The following is an 18,248-nucleotide window of genomic DNA, read 5'->3' on the forward strand; positions in this document are numbered from 1 at the left end:
CAATCTGAGCCATGATCAAACTCTTCAGTTTAAAATCAGTAGTAGCTTAAAGGCTACCAATCTTGGCTCATCAATTTTCTGACAAATATTTCTCAAATAAACTTCGAGTAATTTCTACCATCAATCAATGAAAATAATTTCGATCGATCAACCAGTAAAAATCCACACAAGTTGTTCTTCATAAGCTCTTAATGATCTTCTTGCTCCTCATCAGAGACAAGATCTAACACGATTAACTTAACAACTTAACACTTCGTGCTTCGTTCGTTTCGCTGTATCGCGTCGGGATGAGCACAGTATAGGGGAATTTCCTACACGTGCAAGCTCTTTTAACTGATTGTTTTATTGAGTGTTGTATTTTTATGCACTATATTGGTTCATTTTTGTGCCGTTATCATGTAAGGCTCTGATTATAAAGCAGAAATATGATTGAATTATTTCTGCTTTAATTTTTCATTATTTCTGAGTATTGGTTGCTATAGTTTGGATACTGAGTATTTTTACGGTTTGTTTAGGTACATTTTCAAACACTCCGTAATTTGTAGTCGGTACTTTGACAATTTTATCGACAATATCCATGCCTTTCGTGACTTTACCAAAGACCGCATAACCAGGATTCATTGGTGCTTGATTAAGAAAGTCATTATTCGCCACATTAATAAAGAATTGGCTGGTTGCAGAGTTTGGATCATTAGTGCGAGCCATGGCTAATGTGCCACGTGTATTCTTCAAGCCATTATTTGCTTCATTCTTAATGGCTGCTTGTGTTGGCTTTTCTTTCATATTGCTATCAAAGCCACCACCCTGAATCATAAAGCCTGGAATAACTCGATGGAAAATCGTGCCATTATAAAAATTACTTTTTACATAGTGTTGAAAGTTCTTAGTAGAGATTGGTGCTTTATCATCATACAGCTCAATATCAATATTCCCCATATTGGTTTTAATCTGCATATTGGTATTTGCAAATACACCTGCACTCGCCACAATTAAAGACAATGCCATACATGCTTTTTTCAACATCTTTTCCTCTCAGAAAGTTACCATTAAAAGTTATGTCTATTTATATTCGTGATTCAGCATAATTAATACTGTTATCTTTATCTTTCAAAACCTGTGTTTCTAAATAGCACACAGATTCCAATAAATCATGCGCCTGCTGTGGATGACTCTTTTAAACTGAAATCAGTTGGATTGTTTTTATTGTGAAGCAATACACTTTATTTAATGTATACAACTACACTTTAGCTCTATAAAAGTAAAAAGCTGAATTTCACTTAAAATTCAGCTTTTTTAGACTACTTATATATGTATTACTGTTTATCCCAAAATTTTCTAAAATCTTTACTCATTTCGATAAGGTATTTTTTAGCTTTTTTAGAAACAGGGGTCAGATTAATGAAGCCATGGGTTTGATCTTCATAATCATGGTAATCAACTTTAACACCATTTTGACGAAGCTTATATGCGTAAATCTTGCCTTCATCATGCAATACATCATGTCCAGCCGTAATAACATATGCAGGTGCTAGTTTTCTTAAATTCCCATAAGTCGGTGAAATAATACTATCATCCATCGCAACCTTATAACGATCCGCATAATAGTCAGTTACATGATCAATATCGGTACCTGTCAGTACCAAACCATCTTTATAAGCATAAAAAGAAGGATGGCGGCTTTTAAAGTCGACTGCCGGATAAATTAAGAATTGTGCATGTGGTGCATATACGGCATTGACCGTACGCTGAGCAACCACAGCACTAATATTTCCACCAGCGCTATCTCCTGCTACTGCAATTCTATTTTTCAAAATTTTAAAATGGCGACGGTTTTGATAGACCCAAGCCAGCGCATCTTCACATGACTGGATCACATCCCGTGGCCCAACCTCTGGTGCCAGTGGATATTCAATACTCAACACCTGTGCTTTGGCATGGATTGCGATTAAGCGACAAACTTCATCATGCGTATCCACACTTCCCACCACAAAGCCCCCCCCATGATAAAATACAATCATGGGTAACTTTTTATTCGGTGCAGGATGGTAATGACGTGCGTAAATACTGCCACTCTGTAAAGGCAGACGAATATCTTCCACAAACTGAATAGGTGTCGGCTTATGAATGATAGAGTGCATTTGTACTTCAAACTGCTTGCGCGAATGAATAACATCATCACCAATAAAGCCAAGCTTACCTTGCTTCAACTGCGCAGCCATCAAACATTTGGTAAAACTATCCAGCTGAGGATATTGATAAGGATAGCCTAGAACTTTGACCAATGATTCTTGCGCAAACCGTGGCAATCGATCCAGTGAACGCCCGGCTGTACCCTGTGCTTTTTCTATTAATTCTTGGAGATTCTTATTAAAAGCAACCATTCAACATCCCTTCCCATTTTAATATCTTCATATTTTCTACATGATCAGGCTTTGATTGACTATATTCTTATATAAGTCTAGCAATCAATATACAAATACGAATCTTAGATACGCTAATCTGAGTTGATATTGATGTCATTGACTATTTATTTATAAATCAGGATTTTTTTTGCTATTTCTGATGGATAAAACTGAGATTACAGCTATGGCGATTAAAACAACTTTGCTTTCACTCAGCATTGCTTTCTTGGCAGTGGGTTGTGTTTCCTTTCCAAATGATCGACCTTATTACAATTACAATAGTAGTTATCCATCTGGTGTTTATCGAACTTATGATGATCACTATGATCGTCATTATAACAATCGTAATGATCGCTATGAACGTGCTCGCTGGGAAAGAGAAAGAGCTTATCGTTTAAAACAAATACGAATTGAACAAGAGCATCGTCAACAATGGCAACTCGATCAAATCAAAAAACAGCAATGGCAACAACACCAATACCATCTGGAACAAAATCAAAATCACCATTGGGATCAAAATAAACCCCACGGGCAAAAATGGGACAAGCGGAATAACCGCAAAAATAAAGCTGATGATAGATAATCGGCTGAGCATAATCCCCAAAATCAGAATTAATGACTTTTTTATAAATAAACAGTTTTTAGTTTTAAACTGAATTTGGGATACATAATCTAGACAATATCATAATACTCATACGTTATTCGGTTAAGACTTTTACATATAGACTCAGTTCATATGATGTTCTTTAACAAGCTCTGAACACATATTTAGAAAACCAATGAGTATTAAAAATTCAGTGAATTAAAGCATATGACGTCATTATTTAGAAAAAATCGATCTTTTTCAGCTAAAACATCTTTAAAAGCTGAATAATTTTAAATTATATCGCTAAAAACTTGAATTTTTGCTGCTCGCCCACACTTTAGTCCATAGTGAATTAAACAATCATGGCAGTTCAGGATTACTCCAGTGATTACTGAAGCCAAAGGACTGTACATGTTTAAGAACCCATTTAAACGGAGATCATCAATGGCTAATGAGCAAACTGAACAAGCTCAAGACATTCAACCAGAGCAAGCTGAACAGCAAAATGATCAAACTCAAGCTGTCGTTAGTGTTGAAGATTTACAAACTCAAATTCAAAAACTTGAAGAAAGCTTAAAACTTGAAAAAGTACGTACTGCAAATGCAGTTTACGAAGCACAAAAAAGTGTTGAACGTATTCAACGTGAATCTGAAAAACACAAAGAGACTGTGCTTGAAAAATTTTCTAAAGAACTGCTTGAATCAGTCGACAATTTAGAACGTGCTATTCAAGCTGCGGGTGATGAAGAAAATGCAGTCGTTGAAGGGATCAAACTCACCTTAAAGTCTTTACTCACCACTTTAGAAAAATTTGGTGTACAAGAAGCAAATACAGCAAATGGCTTCAATGCTGAGCTTCATCAGGCAGTAGGTATCGATCCAGAGGCAAAAGCCAATGAAATTGGCACCGTATTACAAAAAGGCTATACCTTAAATAACCGTTTACTTCGTCCAGCAATGGTCTTAGTCGGTCAATAAAGTAATAAATTCGAGAGTTTATAAAATATTTTCAAGAATTTTACTTGAAAAATTTTGAAAGGCTCTCATATCGGATAACAAGCATAAACTATTGCAAAAAATTAAGAGGAAAAATATCAATGGCTAAAATTATCGGTATTGATTTAGGTACAACTAACTCATGTGTTGCTGTATTAGAAGGCGACAAAGTTAAAGTAATTGAAAACGCAGAAGGTACGCGTACTACACCATCAATTGTTGCATACAAAGATGGCGAAATTCTTGTGGGTCAATCTGCAAAACGTCAAGCAGTCACTAATCCAAAAAATACATTGTATGCAATCAAACGTTTAATTGGTCGTAAGTATCAAGACCAAGCGGTTCAAAAAGACATCGGTTTAGTACCGTACAAAATCATCAAAGCAGACAATGGTGATGCTTGGGTTGAAGTCAATGATAAAAAATTGGCACCACAACAAGTTTCAGCTGAAATCTTGAAAAAGATGAAAAAAACAGCTGAAGACTATTTAGGTGAAACAGTAACTGAAGCTGTTATTACCGTTCCTGCTTACTTTAATGATGCACAACGTCAAGCAACGAAAGATGCGGGTAAAATCGCTGGTTTAGAAGTTAAACGTATCATCAACGAACCAACTGCTGCTGCACTTGCGTTCGGTATGGACAAAAAAGAAGGCGATCGTAAAATTGCGGTTTATGACTTAGGTGGTGGTACTTTTGACGTATCAATCATTGAAATCGCAGATCTAGATGGCGACCAACAGATTGAAGTATTGTCGACCAATGGTGATACATTCCTTGGTGGTGAAGACTTTGATAATGCGTTAATCGAATACTTAGTTGAAGAGTTCAAGAAAGAACAAAACTTCAACTTGAAGCAAGATCCACTTGCATTACAACGTTTGAAAGAAGCAGCTGAAAAAGCAAAAATCGAGCTTTCTTCTTCGAATGCAACTGAAATTAATCTTCCGTACATCACGGCAGATGCGACTGGCCCTAAACACTTAGTGATCAACGTAACACGTGCGAAACTTGAAGGTTTAGTTGCCGATTTAGTTGCTCGTACGATTGAGCCTTGTCGTATTGCGCTTAAAGATGCAGGTCTTTCGACTTCTGACATCTCTGACGTAATCTTGGTAGGTGGTCAGTCACGTATGCCAATGGTTCAACAGAAAGTACAGGAATTCTTTGGTAAAGAGCCTCGTAAAGATGTGAACCCTGACGAAGCTGTTGCAATGGGTGCAGCGATTCAAGGTGCAGTATTGTCTGGTGACAAAACTGACGTACTTTTACTTGACGTTACTCCATTGACACTTGGTATCGAAACAATGGGCGGTGTGTTAACTGCAATCATTGAGAAAAATACGACGATTCCTGCGAAGAAATCTCAAGTATTCTCAACTGCTGCTGACAACCAACCTGCTGTAGACATTTCTGTGTTCCAAGGTGAACGTAAAATGGCGCAGCAAAATAAATTGTTAGGTAACTTCCAATTGGGTGACATTCCACCTGCTCCACGTGGTGTGCCACAAATTGAAGTATCTTTCGACATCAATGCTGATGGTATCTTGAAAGTGTCTGCTAAAGACAAGAGCACAGGTAAAGAGCAATCGATTCAAATTAAAGCAAACTCTGGTTTGAGCGATGCTGAAATTGAAGCGATGATCAAAGATGCTGAAGCAAATGCTGAAGAAGATCGTAAATTTGAAGAACTTGCGAAAGCACGTAACGAAGCAGATGCTTTAGTTTCTAGCTCGCAAAAAGCAGTGAAAGATCTTGGTGAGCAAGTCACTGCTGATGAAAAAACAGCAATTGAAACGGCTGTTACTGAGCTTGAAGCTGCAACCAAAGAAAATGATGTAGATGACATTAAGGCGAAAACTGAAGCTTTACAAAACATCATTATGCCGATCAGCCAACGTGCTTATGAAGCTGCTCAAGGTCAAGGCGGAGCTGAAGGTTTCGATCCTAACCAGTTCGGTGGTGATGCAGGTCAACAACAGCAAAAAGCTGATGATGGCGTTGTAGATGCAGAGTTCACTGAAGTTAAAGATGATAAAAAATAATTTATCGCTTTAATTGAGTTTTAAAAAAACCGCGCGAAAGCGCGGTTTTTTTATGTTTAAAAATGAATATTTTTCTTGATTACATAAAGTCCGTATAGCGATTAAAGCTTAAGATAAAAAAGATAAAGAGGTACGATTAAATATATGCTTGCCAATTATTCGTTTTTGTATAAATTATTAATATTTAGACTATTTAAAAATATAAAAAATGCGTATTTGGATGATTTTTATTTTAGTTATAGCAACCGCTTATTTTACGATTCAATGCAGAATCCATCCTCAACTCACCTACAACTCTCTCCTAGATCGGATTCAACATCCCTTAGATACTCGGCTACGTTATCGTATTGGAAGCATTGATCCTCGCTTTAACCTATCCACTGAACAACTTCAGCAATTGACCCAACAGGCGGCAGCAATTTGGCAACAAGGCACGATAAAAAACCAATTTATCTATGATCCTAATGCAAAGCTCAGTATCAATTTAATTTATGATGATCGCCAAGCTGAATCAGATCAACGTAAACAAGAAATACGGATCATTGAAAATAGCCGACAATACACAGATTCAGAACATGAAAAAGTAACACACTTAGATTCACAACTTGAACAAGCCAAACATGAACTTAATATTTATCAAGTTAATTATCAAACGAAAGTTGAGCAATACAACCAAATAATTCAAGACTTTAATCAAACACAGCACACTTTAAGCGATACTACTCGCCAGCAATTAAATTTGCAAAAACAGCAACTACAACAAGAACAATTTGAATTACAACAGCGTATTAATGAGTTCAACCTAAAAGTTAGCCAGCTAAACCAACAAGTCGACAATGTTAATATAATGAATCAGCAATTCAATCAATCTGTTGATCAATTCAATCATCGTTTCCACGCACGCCAATTTGATAAAGGACTCTTTAATGGCCAAGAAATTAATATTTATGAATTTGAATCAGATGAAGATTTACGACTCACTATCGCACACGAATTTGGTCATGCCTTGGGGCTAAACCACAACCAAGACCCCAAAGCCCTGATGTACCCCGTAATGAAAGAACAAGATTTGAAAAACTTTAAATTAACGAATTCTGACTTAGAGCTGTTAAACTCAAGACATTAACAATGTTAAAAACAGACAATAAAACACATAATTTACATATGGATTTATATCTATTTGAATTATTTATCTACAACTTCGTGTTATTGTCGAATGATAAAACTTAAAGGAGATCGCCGTGAGCTATTATCATATTATTCTTGAAGTAAATGATCATATCAGCACAATTGAACAAACTCGCGATATTGAAATATTTGATATTACCGAGATTCAACCCTATCTCCATGCAATTCTATTGCCTTTTTATAATGAACAGACACTTGAGTTTGAGGATGAAAATATCGAATTTAAAGATGTTTTACACCTCTCGATTAAGCAAACTTTATTACCGATTCAGCACCTAATTGAAGAAGAGCAAAAACAATTACCAAGTGATACCGATATCACCATTAGCGCCTATGAAATCTTTAATGATCGAGATTTATGCCAAGATGTAACTGCTGTGGTTTTAGATATTTTAGAGGCAGTAAAATTAGATCTCTCTGAAATTGAATAAATAAAAGGGCATTTGACCAGATATAACATGGTCAAATGCCCTACGTATTACAACTCAGTCTACTAGTCTACTTTAAGCAATTCATACTATCTATTAAGCAGCCCGACACTCATCACAAAAATAGCGAAATATCACACTATAATTAATGTGAACCTAAACCTATCCCAATTGATCTTGGTTTCACGTGGAACCTCGTTTATTTGAATTATTAACTTTACTCCAAGATGCCCATTTTTTTAGAAGTAAATCATACGGTTTATTTCAGTCTGATTAAATTTTTTATCATTACTTCATTTAAAATTATATACATAAAAAAGGAGAAAAGATCTCTCCCAAAATCTTTTCTCCTTGGAGTTAATACAGTCATAAGACCGATTATATTGTTTCAATATTATAATTTTATTTCGCTTATTATTTTCATCTCACATATCTAAAAATGTGATAAACGCTAAAATTTACAACACTGAATATAAGCATATTTGATATTTAAATCAATATAAATAGAAAAAATTAACATATGTTTTTATAGAAGTTTTTTTAATTTCTATATGCTATTTAGTGCTAAAGATAATTTATAGTGAAAAAAAAGCCATCAATAATGATGGCTTTTTTTATATATCAAAGCGTTATCATTAATCAATGAAGGTCACTTGAGCAATCGCTTTTTTACCCGCCTGAATAATGTAGGTTTTGTTCTCATTTACAGAAAAATTGGCATCAACCACTTCCCAATCGACTTTCACAGCACCACGTGCTACAGCATCTTTGGCTTGAGCCGCATTTTTGGTTAATCCCGCAGAGCGTAGAATAGAGGCAATAAACATTTCACCACCAAACTCACCCCGTGAAATCGTCACCTCAGGCGTACCTTCAGGTAATTCACCTTCAGTAATAATATTTCCTGCACCTTTATGTGCATTGGCAGCAGCATCACTACCATGGAAACGTTCCACAAGCTCTACAGCTAAAATTTTCTTAATCTCTTGCGGATTACGCCCTTCTTCAATTTCTTTAAGAAGACCCAAAATTTCATCTAGAGATTTAAAACTCAGTAAATCAAAATAACGTTCAATTAAACTATCTGGCATCGACAGTACTTTTTGATACATCGCACCAGGTGCATCAAATACGCCAATATAATTGCCTAAAGACTTAGACATTTTATTCACGCCATCTAAACCTTCAAGAATAGGTACAGTAATGCAAACCTGCGCTTCTTGATCATAACGACCTTGTAAAGTTCGTCCCATTAACAAGTTAAAAGTTTGGTCTGTACCACCCAATTCAACATCTGCTTCCAAGGCAATTGAATCATAGCCTTGTACCAATGGATACAAAAATTCATGAATCGCAATGGGCTGATGGTTGTTATAACGCTTAGTGAAATCATCACGCTCTAACATACGTGCCACAGTTTGCTGCGATGCCAATTGAATTAAGTCAGCTGCAGTTTTTTCTGCAAACCATTCTGAATTAAAACGCACTTTTGTTTTATTGGGATCTAAAATTTTAAATACTTGTTCTTGATAAGTTTTAGCATTTTCTAAAATTTGTTCACGAGATAAAGGTGGACGCGTCGCACTTTTACCCGTTGGGTCACCAATCATGGCCGTGTAATCCCCAATTAGGAAAATTACTTCATGACCCAAATCTTGGAAAGTTTTTAATTTATTAATTAGTACAGTATGACCTAAATGTAAATCAGGTGCAGTCGGATCGAAACCCGCCTTAACCTTTAAAGGTCTATTCTCTTTAAGTTTCTTAAGCAGATCCTCTTCAGAGATAATTTCATGAGTGCCTCGTTGAATGAGGGCAAGTTGTTCTTCAGCTGGCAGGAAATTTGACATCACAAAACCCAAATACATCAGTTGTTCAATTTGTACGATATACTAACATTTTTTCAGCATAATGCAGGCGAAGTATCTTCATGACAACAATCTATATTGGCGTAATGACTGGAACCAGCATGGACGGCGTCGATTTTGTTGCAGCTTCATTTGACCCATTACAAGTTCATGCCACCCTAACAGTTGCATTTGATCCGCATTTACGTGATGAGCTCATGGCTTTAACTTTACCTGACGATAATGAAATTGATCGTATGGGTAAAGCCGATGTTGCACTGGCAACCATGATTGGTCAGAGTATTAATCAACTGATACAAGACAATAATTTAGATAGAACTCAAATTAAAGCAATTGGCTCACATGGCCAAACCATTCGTCATCGTCCTGAACATGGTTTTACTTTACAAATTGGTGATCCCAATATTATTACTGAAATCACCCAAATCCCTGTGATTTCAGATTTTCGTCGGCGTGATATGGCTGCTGGTGGTCAAGGTGCCCCGCTTGTCCCTGCATTTCATCAAGCACTGTTTCAACATTCGAGTATCCATCGTGTGATTTTAAATTTGGGGGGTATTGCCAATGTCAGCATGCTCCCTGCGGGTGATGCTGAGGGTGTTTATGGTTTTGATACTGGCCCAGCCAATATTCTCATGGATGCTTGGTGCCATCGTTACACTGGACAACCTTATGATGATAATGGCAATTGGGCTGCTTATGGACAACCAATTCGTTCTTTATTAGACCGTTTACAAGCCCATGAATATTTTTCTAAAGAACCTCCAAAAAGTACAGGTCGTGAAGATTTCAATCTAGAACGGTTAGATGAACAACTGGCCGATTGGCGTAATGATTTGGAATATAGTGAATTAGAAGATACGCCAGAAAATGTGCAAGCAACACTGTTAAAACTCACTACACGTGCCATTAAAAAAGCTATTTATCGCTCAGAATTAGATACGGGTGAAGTCTATGTTTGTGGTGGTGGTGCTTATAATTCATATTTATTAGAACAATTACGCTGGCGCTTACGTAAACATCACTGGACGGTTCAAACCACTCAGGTTCTGGGTTTATCGCCAACATGGGTGGAAGCAACTGCTTTTGCATGGTTAGCAATGCGCTTTATGCATCAACTCAGTGGTAATTTACCGGCTGTGACTGGTGCGCAAGGTTTTAGAGTTTTAGGCACCATAACAGCAATCTAGTACTTAAGCTTTGGTCGAAGATTGTAGAACAATGTTCGACCTTTTCATCCCTAAGACTGTCCTGTTTTGCTGTTAAAAATTTTTAATAAAACTCACAATATAAAGAAAAATTAAGTTGAGATAAAAATGAATTTAACCATACAACGATTAGAGCACTATCAACGAGATGGCTTAAATTTTGAGGTCATTGATTCTGGACCATTAGAAGGTCAAGCCTTTGTACTTTTACATGGCTTTCCTGAAACCAACAGAAGCTGGCAAGAAACCAGTCGAATTTTAAATGCACAAGGTTTTCGAACCTTTGCCATCAATCAACGCGGTTATAGCTTAAAGGCTCAACCTCAAGCACGATCAGCCTATCGTAGTTCTGCTTTAGTTGAAGATATTAATGCTCTATTGGAAATCATCCAGCAACCTGTTTATTTGGTTGGCCATGATTGGGGTGCTGTAGTCGCTTGGGAGCTTGCACAAAAATATCCTCAAAAAATTAAACATCTCATTACTATTTCTGTTCCACATAAAGCTGCTTTTATACGCTCGATGCTGAGCAGCAATCAATTACTCAAGTCTTATTACATGGGCTTATTTCAACTCCCTATTATTCCTGAATTATTATTTGAAAAATTTCCAAAAATTGGAGAGGCACTTTTAAAAAACTCAGGTATGACGGAGCAACAGTTACAAGATTTCCGCCAAGATATCGTGCAGGAAAAACGTTTAAGTAGCGCCTTAAATTGGTATCGAGCAATTCCATTTAGTTCAAATAAGCATTTAGCTCAAGCTATCCAAGTCCCAACCTTATTTATTTGGGGAAAATATGATGCAGCGATTGGGGCTAAAAGTGTGGAGCTCAATAAACAATATGTAAATGCACCCTATAAAGAAGTCATTATGAATGCGACGCACTGGATTCCTGTGCAGAATGCAAAACAACTCAGTAAAATTATTTTAGATACGATCCATTAGAGGCATACATAAAAAAGCCCTCTTTTATAAAGAGGGCTTTTAAAAATCTAGAATAGATTAGATTGAAAAGGATGAACCACAACCACAAGTCGTTGTTGCATTGGGATTATCAACAATAAAACGCGAACCTTCTAGCCCTTCAAGATAATCTACTTTAGAGCCAATGAGATATTGATAACTGAGAGAATCCACTAACATGGTAACATCACCATTCTCAAATTTAGCATCATCTTCATTCACACTTTCAGCGAAATTAAAACCATAAGAAAAACCAGAACAGCCCCCACCTGTCACATATACACGTAACATCAGGTCTTGATTTCCTTCACTGTCACGAAGTTGACGAACTTTTTTAGCAGCATTATCAGTCATCTCAAGCACTTGGGCATTCATGGCGGATTTTCCTCAAACAAATTTGGTCGGTTTTGAACATAAAAAACCATATATTCAGTATAGCATACTCAATATATGGTCAGTTTGAGAACTTTAAAGTTTATTCAGAGTAATTCTCTCGGAATTAATTCAAATTATTTATAGTTCTCATCTTGTAAAGCACATTCAAAGTTTTGTGGTTCATTCTTGCAACGGAACTGCCATAACAATTTCATCATACGGCGATCATAAACCCCTTGTTTGGTTAAACTAATCCGAGATTCACGCATCATCTTTTGATAACCAGGTTTGTCTCCAGCTGGAACTTGCATCCAATATTTTGCTGGAATATCTGCTTTCATTTTACCTAAAATTGAATTGGCACGGGGCAATTGGCTCTTGACCCAATCTCGTGATTGCTGACCAAAACCTGCTGGAAAACTATCTGGGCGAATAATTAAATTACCCGTTACTTGTAGTAATGGATAATTCACAATTGCACCTTTGGCACCTAACCCTTTGTGTAATTCTAATGGTTTAAAAACTGCTGCGGGTGCACCAATAATATCAACTTGGCCATTATTAAACTTACTACCAAAATTAGTGACATCTGCACTGACAGCTTGAGCACCAATTTGCTGTACCATAATTTTTTGCGCTTGATCATAATCTAAAACTGCTATTTTTTTACCTGCAGCTTTCGCCACAGTATTAATATTTCGATCATTCACCATTAAAAAAGCATCACCAACTGGAATCACCCCAACAACTTCATACTTTCCATGTGTCATAAACTTGGCAAAAGTAGGATTGGCTAACCCTTGCATAATTTTTACTGCAAGACCAACATCGGGTATCGCACCAATAGCATCTAAAGAGCCCGTGAAATTATTAAATTGTCGTCCACGCATCCCTGTAATGCTTACCGCGTCACACTTACCCGCTTTAAAATCTTCAGCAATAACGGCTTCATTCTGGCCAACTTTCAACTCAATATCTGCACCCCAATTTTTAGCAGCGAGCTGATAATCTTTCATCAAAGTAAATACATCACCATTTTTACCTACTAAATCAAATACACACATGACTTGCTTGGCTTGAGTTGCTGAAGCAGTAGCCATTAAACCTATCAATAATAAAAGCGACTTAGAGCATTTCATTTTAATTTTCCATTGCCAATTTACAGATGTGTACACATCTAAATAGAGTTATTATTAATTCAATAGCAGCATTCCACTTTAAAAATTGAATACTGCACGAGCACTTTTTTATTTTTAAAACAAGAACTCAAAATTTAATCTCAGTTTAATTTCAACTTAAATTGTATAATGACTCTTTTCACTAGGATACGGAATTACCTTGGTATTTCAATGGCGCAAATAACATGACATGAAATCAAAAAAACCCAGAACGAATTCTGGGCTAAGTGTTTGAAATTTTAAATTATTCTCCGCCTAATGAACATTCAAAATTGGCCTTATCGACAGAACAACGCGCTTTTTTCAATACAGACATCATACTCGCATCATAAATGCCCATTTTGGTCAGTTCTAAACGACCATCACGCATAAGTTTTTGATATTTAAGTTTATCATCTGGTGTTAAGTTCATTTTATAATTTGCAGGAATACCTGCTTCTAAACGATTAATCATTGAAAAACTTTTTGGTAAATTTTTCACAAAATAATCACGTGATTTCTGACCAAAACCTGCTGGAAATTTTTCTGGACGGATTATTAAATCTGCGGTTACCTGCAATACAGGGAAGTTAAACATAGCACCATTTTTGCCTAACCCTTTATAAATTTCTAAAGGTTTATATGCATATGCTGGTGCACCCACCATATCGACCTGACCATTATTAAATTTAGCCACAAAGTTCGTCACATCAGATGGAACTGCTTGAGCACCCACACGCTGCACCATAATTTTTTGTGCATCATCATAGCTAAGTACAGCAAACTTTTTACCTGCCGCTTTTTCTATTGAGTTAATTCCTTTATCACGAACGAAAATAAAGGCTGAACCTAAAGGTGCAACACCTGCGACTTCATATTTTTTACCCCCAAGATTGGTAGTCATTTTTGCGGCATTACGGCCATCTAGTGCAAAAGTAATTGCCTTTTGTGCAATCGCATTGCTTGGTGCACCACCGAGTGAGTCAATTGATCCCACAAATTTATTATATTGGCGAGCGCGCATTGCCGTCATAAATACGCCGTCACATTTTCCTGCTTTAAAATCATTGTCTGCAACTGATTCATCTTGTTTAGGCAGTAGATTAACATCTGCACCCCAACCTTTCGATGCTAATGCCCATTCTTGCGCCATTTGGAATGATTCACCAGATTTTCCTAATAAGTCAAAAACACAAATATTCACAGCTGCTTGTGCGGTTGAAGATAAACCTACAATTGAAGTTGCAGCGATTGCTAAAGTCATTTTTTTCATAATTACATCCTTATCGATTTTATGATTAATAATAAGTATCTTTCCATGCATGCAATATTAATCAGCTTAATTGAAAAAAAATAGAGCTTTTACTCCACTTTTTTAATAATTATTTTTAACTTATTATATTTCATATATTTATATTTTGAACTATCTGTTCAATTTTACATTTTAATATAGTTTTATAGATAAAATCACATTAATGTTGCATATAAACTTACTATTCAAACAACAATATTGATCTAAAGATTCTTCTATCCAGTAAACTCAACAGTCTTATTCACCACTGATTGAACATTCAAAGTTAGTTCTTTCCACAGCACAACGGGCTTTTTTTAGAACAGACATCATGGTTGCATCATAAACACCTTGTTTCGTTAACTCGATACGACCATCTCTTAACAATTTTTGATATTTTTCTCTTTCTTCTTTAGACAAATTCATTCGATATTTTGCTGGAATGCTATCTTCTAAACGTTTAACCATCGAAAATTGGCGCGGTAATTGTTTAATAAACCAATCTCTTGATTGCGTGCCAAAATTGCTAGGGAATTTATCTGTATTAAAAATTAAATCAGCTGTGACATTCAGCACTGGAAAATTAAATAGTGCACCATTCGCACCTAAACCTTTTTCCATTTCTAAGGGTTTAAATGCATAGGCTGGTGCGCCAACCATCTCAACTTGTCCTTTATTAAACTTGCTTACAAAATCAGAAACATCTGAAAGTACAGGAATCGCACCGACACGTTTCACCATTGCAATTTGAGCTTTATCATATTCTAAAACAGCAAATTTTTTACCAGCCCCTTTTTCAATAGTATTAATACTGCGATCTTTAACAAAAATATAGGCTGGTCCAATTTGTCCAATACCGCCGACTTCATACTCTACATTATCAATATTGGTTTTTAATCTTTTAATATTTCTTTTATCCAGAACATAAACAATAGCTTTGTTGGCAATTGCATTACTCGGAACGCCACCTAAAGCATCGATAGAACCAGCAAATTTATTATATGCACGTGCACGCATGGTGGTCATATAAATTGCTGAGCATTTGCCATTTTTAAAATCATTATCCGCTTTTTCTTCATTTTGATAAGCGATTAGTCGAACATCAGCATTCCATACTTTTGCAGCCAGTGCCCACTCCTCCATCATTTTATAAGATTCGCCTGCTTTGCCAAGTAAATCAAATACACAGATATCTTGCTTCGCTTGAGCTGCCCCTGAACAAATACACACTGTTAGTGCAAGTAACTTTTTTATCATGGTAAATCCTTATACTCACGTACAACTTTGTATAATCTAATATAATTTGCTTTACTGAACAAAAATAGAGCTAAAACTCTAAATCCGATAAAAATCATATTTTTTAATAATTCATTATTTTGTGTTATGAGCGTGTTTATCCTTTAAAATACGCCATCCTGTATTTCATAGTTAGATCATCAATGATTCAGTTAGAACAACTTTCTATACGTCGCGGTGGACGTGTTTTATTTCAAAAAGCGTCAATGCAACTCCATCCCGGTTGGAAAATTGGCTTAACTGGCGTAAATGGCGCAGGTAAATCAACCTTATTCAATGCACTCCTTGGTGGCATGGAGTCAGATAGTGGCTCATTAACTCGTCCGGCAGTCTGGACTGTTGCGCATATGGCACAAGAAATCAAAGCATTGGATATGAAAGCAATTGATTTCGTACTTTCAGGTGATGAAGAGTTTTGGGATATTCAACATAAATTAGATCAACCTGATACATTAAGCGATGATGAACTTGCGCATCTATACGGTCGTTTTGACGAAATCAATGGTTATTCAGCACCCTCAAAAGCATCGCAATTGATGGCAGGTTTGGGTTTCTTTGAACATCAGTCTCAACTTGATGTTTCAAGCTTCTCAGGGGGATGGCGTATGCGTCTGAACCTTGCACGTACATTGATGAGTCGTTCAGATCTATTGCTTCTCGATGAGCCAACCAACCATTTAGACTTAGATGCCATTCTATGGTTAGAAGATTGGTTGAAAGCGTATGAAGGTACACTCATCCTAATCTCGCATGACCGTGATTTCTTAGATGCGATTACCGACCATATTTTACATATCGAAAATCAAGAATTGATCATGTATACCGGTAACTATTCGACTTTCGAACGTACCCGTAGTGAACGCTTAGCACAACAACAACAAGCCTATGAAAAGCAATTAGAAACACGTGCACATTTACAGAAATATATTGACCGTTTTAAAGCACAAGCAACCAAAGCCAAGCAAGCACAAAGCCGGATTAAACAACTTGAGCGGATGCAGGAATTATCTGCTGCACATGTGGATACACCATTTACCTTCAGTTTCCGTGAACCAAGTAAAATGAGTTCACCGTTACTTGAACTTGAAAATGCAGATATCGGCTATGGTGACAAAATTATTGTGACCAATGTGAACCTACAAATCACCCCAACCAGTCGTATTGGTTTACTCGGTATGAATGGTGCTGGTAAGTCGACCGTGATTAAATCATTGGTTGGTGATTTGCAATTACTCCAAGGTGAACGTAAAGATTCTGAACTACTCAATGTCGGTTACTTTGCACAGCACCAAATGGATGCTCTGGATGGCAATGCTAGCCCAATGTTACAATTGGCACGTATTGCAGAGAAAAAAGTCAGTGAAGCAAGCTTACGTTCATTCTTAGGTAGCTTTGGTTTTTCTGGCGAACGTATGGATACACCAAGTGAAAGCTTTTCAGGGGGTGAACGTGCACGTTTAGCCTTGGCTTTAATTGTATGGCAACGTCCAAACGTATTAATTCTAGACGAACCAACCAACCATTTAGACTTAGATATGCGTCATGCTTTGACTATGGCTTTGACTGATTTTGAAGGAGCTGTGGTTCTTGTATCGCATGAACGCCAATTGGTTGCCAGTGTTTGCGATGAACTGATCCTCGTTCATGGTGGTGAAAGTCGCGAATTTGATGGTGACTTGGTTGCTTATGCAGATTGGTTACGCCAAGCACGTATCGACATGATCAAAAATGGTGGGAAGCAACCTGCTGCACCTGTAAAATCAAAAGTTGAAATAAAACCAAGTATTTCAAAGCTTGATAAAGAAGGACAACGCAAAGAAGCTGCTCGTCAGCGTGAATTGAGTCGCCCTATCCGCAAGAATATTGAGAAAAATGAAGCTCAAATCACTAAAACTCAACTTCGTTTAGCAGAAATAGAAGTTTTATTAGGTGATAGCACGCTATATGAGGCTAATCGTAAGGATGATTTACTCAAACTAATGAATGAGCAAACTGAACTTAAAGTAAAATTAGCACAAGCAGAAGAACAAATACTTGAATTCATGATGGCATTAGAAGAATTAGAGGCTTCTGCTGACTAATCCATTATTTTAAATAAGAACTGCCTTTTCGAGGGCAGTTTTTTATCTTCTAGATAAAGATCATGCGCAAGATTAAAGCTGATTTAGAAATAAACACCTTAAAGACCTCAACTCAGCTTTTACTCTATTGATCCATAGATAAAACTGGTTTTCATATTTCCACCGGCTTAATTAAAAAATAAAAACTATAAGTTATTAAAAAATAGTAATATTTTTAACACATAACTTTTAGTTATGATTAAATAACCCCCACCGTGGAACACATTAACTTAATTTAAACAATACTTAATTCTTCGAATAAAGGAATAATAATCAACATTAAAGCATTAAATTATTTACTGCGTACAAATACTTATCCACA

15 protein-coding genes are annotated in these 18,248 nt (G+C 36.4%); 8 read left to right on the forward strand and 7 right to left on the reverse strand.

Translation table 11 applies throughout. The annotated features are described in order from the left end of the window. Positions 1–456: 456 nt before the first annotated feature. Both B9T27_RS14280 and B9T27_RS14285 read right to left on the reverse strand, forming a co-directional pair. On the reverse strand, positions 457–1,023 hold the full coding sequence (locus B9T27_RS14280; RefSeq protein ID WP_086207477.1) for a peptidylprolyl isomerase: 567 nt from the start codon (positions 1,021–1,023) through the stop codon (positions 457–459). A 290-nt stretch (positions 1,024–1,313) separates the two neighbouring features. Then, complete coding sequence (locus tag B9T27_RS14285) at positions 1,314–2,381, reverse strand: alpha/beta hydrolase (protein WP_086207478.1); 1,068 nt, start codon at positions 2,379–2,381, stop codon at positions 1,314–1,316. Positions 2,382–2,562: 181 nt separating this feature from the next. On the opposite strand from B9T27_RS14285, the gene B9T27_RS14290 reads away from it, so the two are divergent. The 5 genes from B9T27_RS14290 to B9T27_RS14310 all read left to right on the forward strand — a co-directional run bounded on the left by B9T27_RS14290 (position 2,563) and on the right by B9T27_RS14310 (position 7,648). Next, positions 2,563–2,985: a hypothetical protein gene (locus tag B9T27_RS14290; protein ID WP_228146228.1), complete on the forward strand. Its 423-nt coding sequence runs from the start codon at positions 2,563–2,565 to the stop codon at positions 2,983–2,985. 447 nt (positions 2,986–3,432) lie between these two features. Continuing rightward, positions 3,433–3,966: a nucleotide exchange factor GrpE gene (gene grpE / locus B9T27_RS14295; protein WP_086207479.1), complete on the forward strand. Its 534-nt coding sequence runs from the start codon at positions 3,433–3,435 to the stop codon at positions 3,964–3,966. Positions 3,967–4,085: 119 nt separating this feature from the next. Beyond that, entirely contained in the window at positions 4,086–6,029 is a 1,944-nt protein-coding gene (gene dnaK, locus B9T27_RS14300; RefSeq protein ID WP_086207480.1) for a molecular chaperone DnaK, read from the forward strand. A 220-nt stretch (positions 6,030–6,249) separates the two neighbouring features. Further along, the gene (locus B9T27_RS14305; RefSeq protein WP_228146229.1) at positions 6,250–7,155 is read left to right on the forward strand and encodes a matrixin family metalloprotease; all 906 of its coding nucleotides are present in this window, start codon (positions 6,250–6,252) and stop codon (positions 7,153–7,155) included. 115 nt (positions 7,156–7,270) lie between these two features. Further along, positions 7,271–7,648 (forward strand): hypothetical protein, encoded by a 378-nt coding sequence (locus B9T27_RS14310; RefSeq protein WP_086207482.1) that lies wholly within the window; start codon positions 7,271–7,273, stop codon positions 7,646–7,648. 632 nt (positions 7,649–8,280) lie between these two features. Here B9T27_RS14310 and tyrS read toward each other — a convergent pair. After that, positions 8,281–9,513, reverse strand: a complete 1,233-nt coding sequence (tyrS, locus tag B9T27_RS14315) for a tyrosine--tRNA ligase (protein WP_086207483.1) — start codon at positions 9,511–9,513, stop codon at positions 8,281–8,283. Between the two features lie 62 nt (positions 9,514–9,575). On the opposite strand from tyrS, the gene B9T27_RS14320 reads away from it, so the two are divergent. Both B9T27_RS14320 and B9T27_RS14325 read left to right on the forward strand, forming a co-directional pair. Further along, complete coding sequence (locus B9T27_RS14320) at positions 9,576–10,703, forward strand: anhydro-N-acetylmuramic acid kinase (protein ID WP_086207484.1); 1,128 nt, start codon at positions 9,576–9,578, stop codon at positions 10,701–10,703. 126 nt (positions 10,704–10,829) lie between these two features. Further along, positions 10,830–11,669 (forward strand): alpha/beta fold hydrolase, encoded by an 840-nt coding sequence (locus B9T27_RS14325; RefSeq protein WP_086207485.1) that lies wholly within the window; start codon positions 10,830–10,832, stop codon positions 11,667–11,669. Between the two features lie 57 nt (positions 11,670–11,726). Here B9T27_RS14325 and erpA read toward each other — a convergent pair whose 3' ends face one another. The 4 genes from erpA to B9T27_RS14345 form a co-directional block, all read right to left on the reverse strand. After that, entirely contained in the window at positions 11,727–12,062 is a 336-nt protein-coding gene (erpA, locus tag B9T27_RS14330; RefSeq protein WP_086207486.1) for an iron-sulfur cluster insertion protein ErpA, read from the reverse strand. 134 nt (positions 12,063–12,196) lie between these two features. Continuing rightward, positions 12,197–13,201, reverse strand: a complete 1,005-nt coding sequence (locus tag B9T27_RS14335) for a putative solute-binding protein (RefSeq protein WP_086207487.1) — start codon at positions 13,199–13,201, stop codon at positions 12,197–12,199. A 283-nt stretch (positions 13,202–13,484) separates the two neighbouring features. Further along, on the reverse strand, positions 13,485–14,492 hold the full coding sequence (locus B9T27_RS14340; RefSeq protein WP_086207488.1) for a putative solute-binding protein: 1,008 nt from the start codon (positions 14,490–14,492) through the stop codon (positions 13,485–13,487). 276 nt (positions 14,493–14,768) lie between these two features. After that, the gene (locus B9T27_RS14345) at positions 14,769–15,767 is read right to left on the reverse strand and encodes a putative solute-binding protein (protein ID WP_086207489.1); all 999 of its coding nucleotides are present in this window, start codon (positions 15,765–15,767) and stop codon (positions 14,769–14,771) included. 182 nt (positions 15,768–15,949) lie between these two features. Here B9T27_RS14345 and B9T27_RS14350 point away from each other — a divergent pair, with 182 nt between their 5' ends. After that, complete coding sequence (locus B9T27_RS14350; protein WP_086207490.1) at positions 15,950–17,887, forward strand: ATP-binding cassette domain-containing protein; 1,938 nt, start codon at positions 15,950–15,952, stop codon at positions 17,885–17,887. Positions 17,888–18,248 lie beyond the last annotated feature (361 nt).

Source organism: Acinetobacter sp. ANC 4648 (genome assembly GCF_002135345.1).
Classification (GTDB): Bacteria; Pseudomonadota; Gammaproteobacteria; order Pseudomonadales; family Moraxellaceae; genus Acinetobacter.

Excerpts from the sequence above, each read along its gene's own strand:
- B9T27_RS14335 (WP_086207487.1), bottom strand. The coding sequence starts at position 13,201 with ATGAAATGCTCTAAGTCGCTTTTATTATTGATAGGTTTAATGGCTACT.
- B9T27_RS14350 (WP_086207490.1), top strand. The coding sequence starts at position 15,950 with ATGATTCAGTTAGAACAACTTTCTATACGTCGCGGTGGACGTGTTTTA.
- B9T27_RS14285 (WP_086207478.1), bottom strand. The coding sequence starts at position 2,381 with ATGGTTGCTTTTAATAAGAATCTCCAAGAATTAATAGAAAAAGCACAG.
- B9T27_RS14290 (WP_228146228.1), top strand. The coding sequence starts at position 2,563 with ATGGATAAAACTGAGATTACAGCTATGGCGATTAAAACAACTTTGCTT.
- B9T27_RS14345 (WP_086207489.1), bottom strand. The coding sequence starts at position 15,767 with ATGATAAAAAAGTTACTTGCACTAACAGTGTGTATTTGTTCAGGGGCA.
- B9T27_RS14320 (WP_086207484.1), top strand. The coding sequence starts at position 9,576 with ATGACAACAATCTATATTGGCGTAATGACTGGAACCAGCATGGACGGC.
- grpE (WP_086207479.1), top strand. The coding sequence starts at position 3,433 with ATGGCTAATGAGCAAACTGAACAAGCTCAAGACATTCAACCAGAGCAA.
- B9T27_RS14305 (WP_228146229.1), top strand. The coding sequence starts at position 6,250 with ATGATTTTTATTTTAGTTATAGCAACCGCTTATTTTACGATTCAATGC.
- erpA (WP_086207486.1), bottom strand. The coding sequence starts at position 12,062 with ATGAATGCCCAAGTGCTTGAGATGACTGATAATGCTGCTAAAAAAGTT.
- dnaK (WP_086207480.1), top strand. The coding sequence starts at position 4,086 with ATGGCTAAAATTATCGGTATTGATTTAGGTACAACTAACTCATGTGTT.
- B9T27_RS14280 (WP_086207477.1), bottom strand. The coding sequence starts at position 1,023 with ATGTTGAAAAAAGCATGTATGGCATTGTCTTTAATTGTGGCGAGTGCA.
- B9T27_RS14325 (WP_086207485.1), top strand. The coding sequence starts at position 10,830 with ATGAATTTAACCATACAACGATTAGAGCACTATCAACGAGATGGCTTA.
- tyrS (WP_086207483.1), bottom strand. The coding sequence starts at position 9,513 with ATGTATTTGGGTTTTGTGATGTCAAATTTCCTGCCAGCTGAAGAACAA.
- B9T27_RS14340 (WP_086207488.1), bottom strand. The coding sequence starts at position 14,492 with ATGAAAAAAATGACTTTAGCAATCGCTGCAACTTCAATTGTAGGTTTA.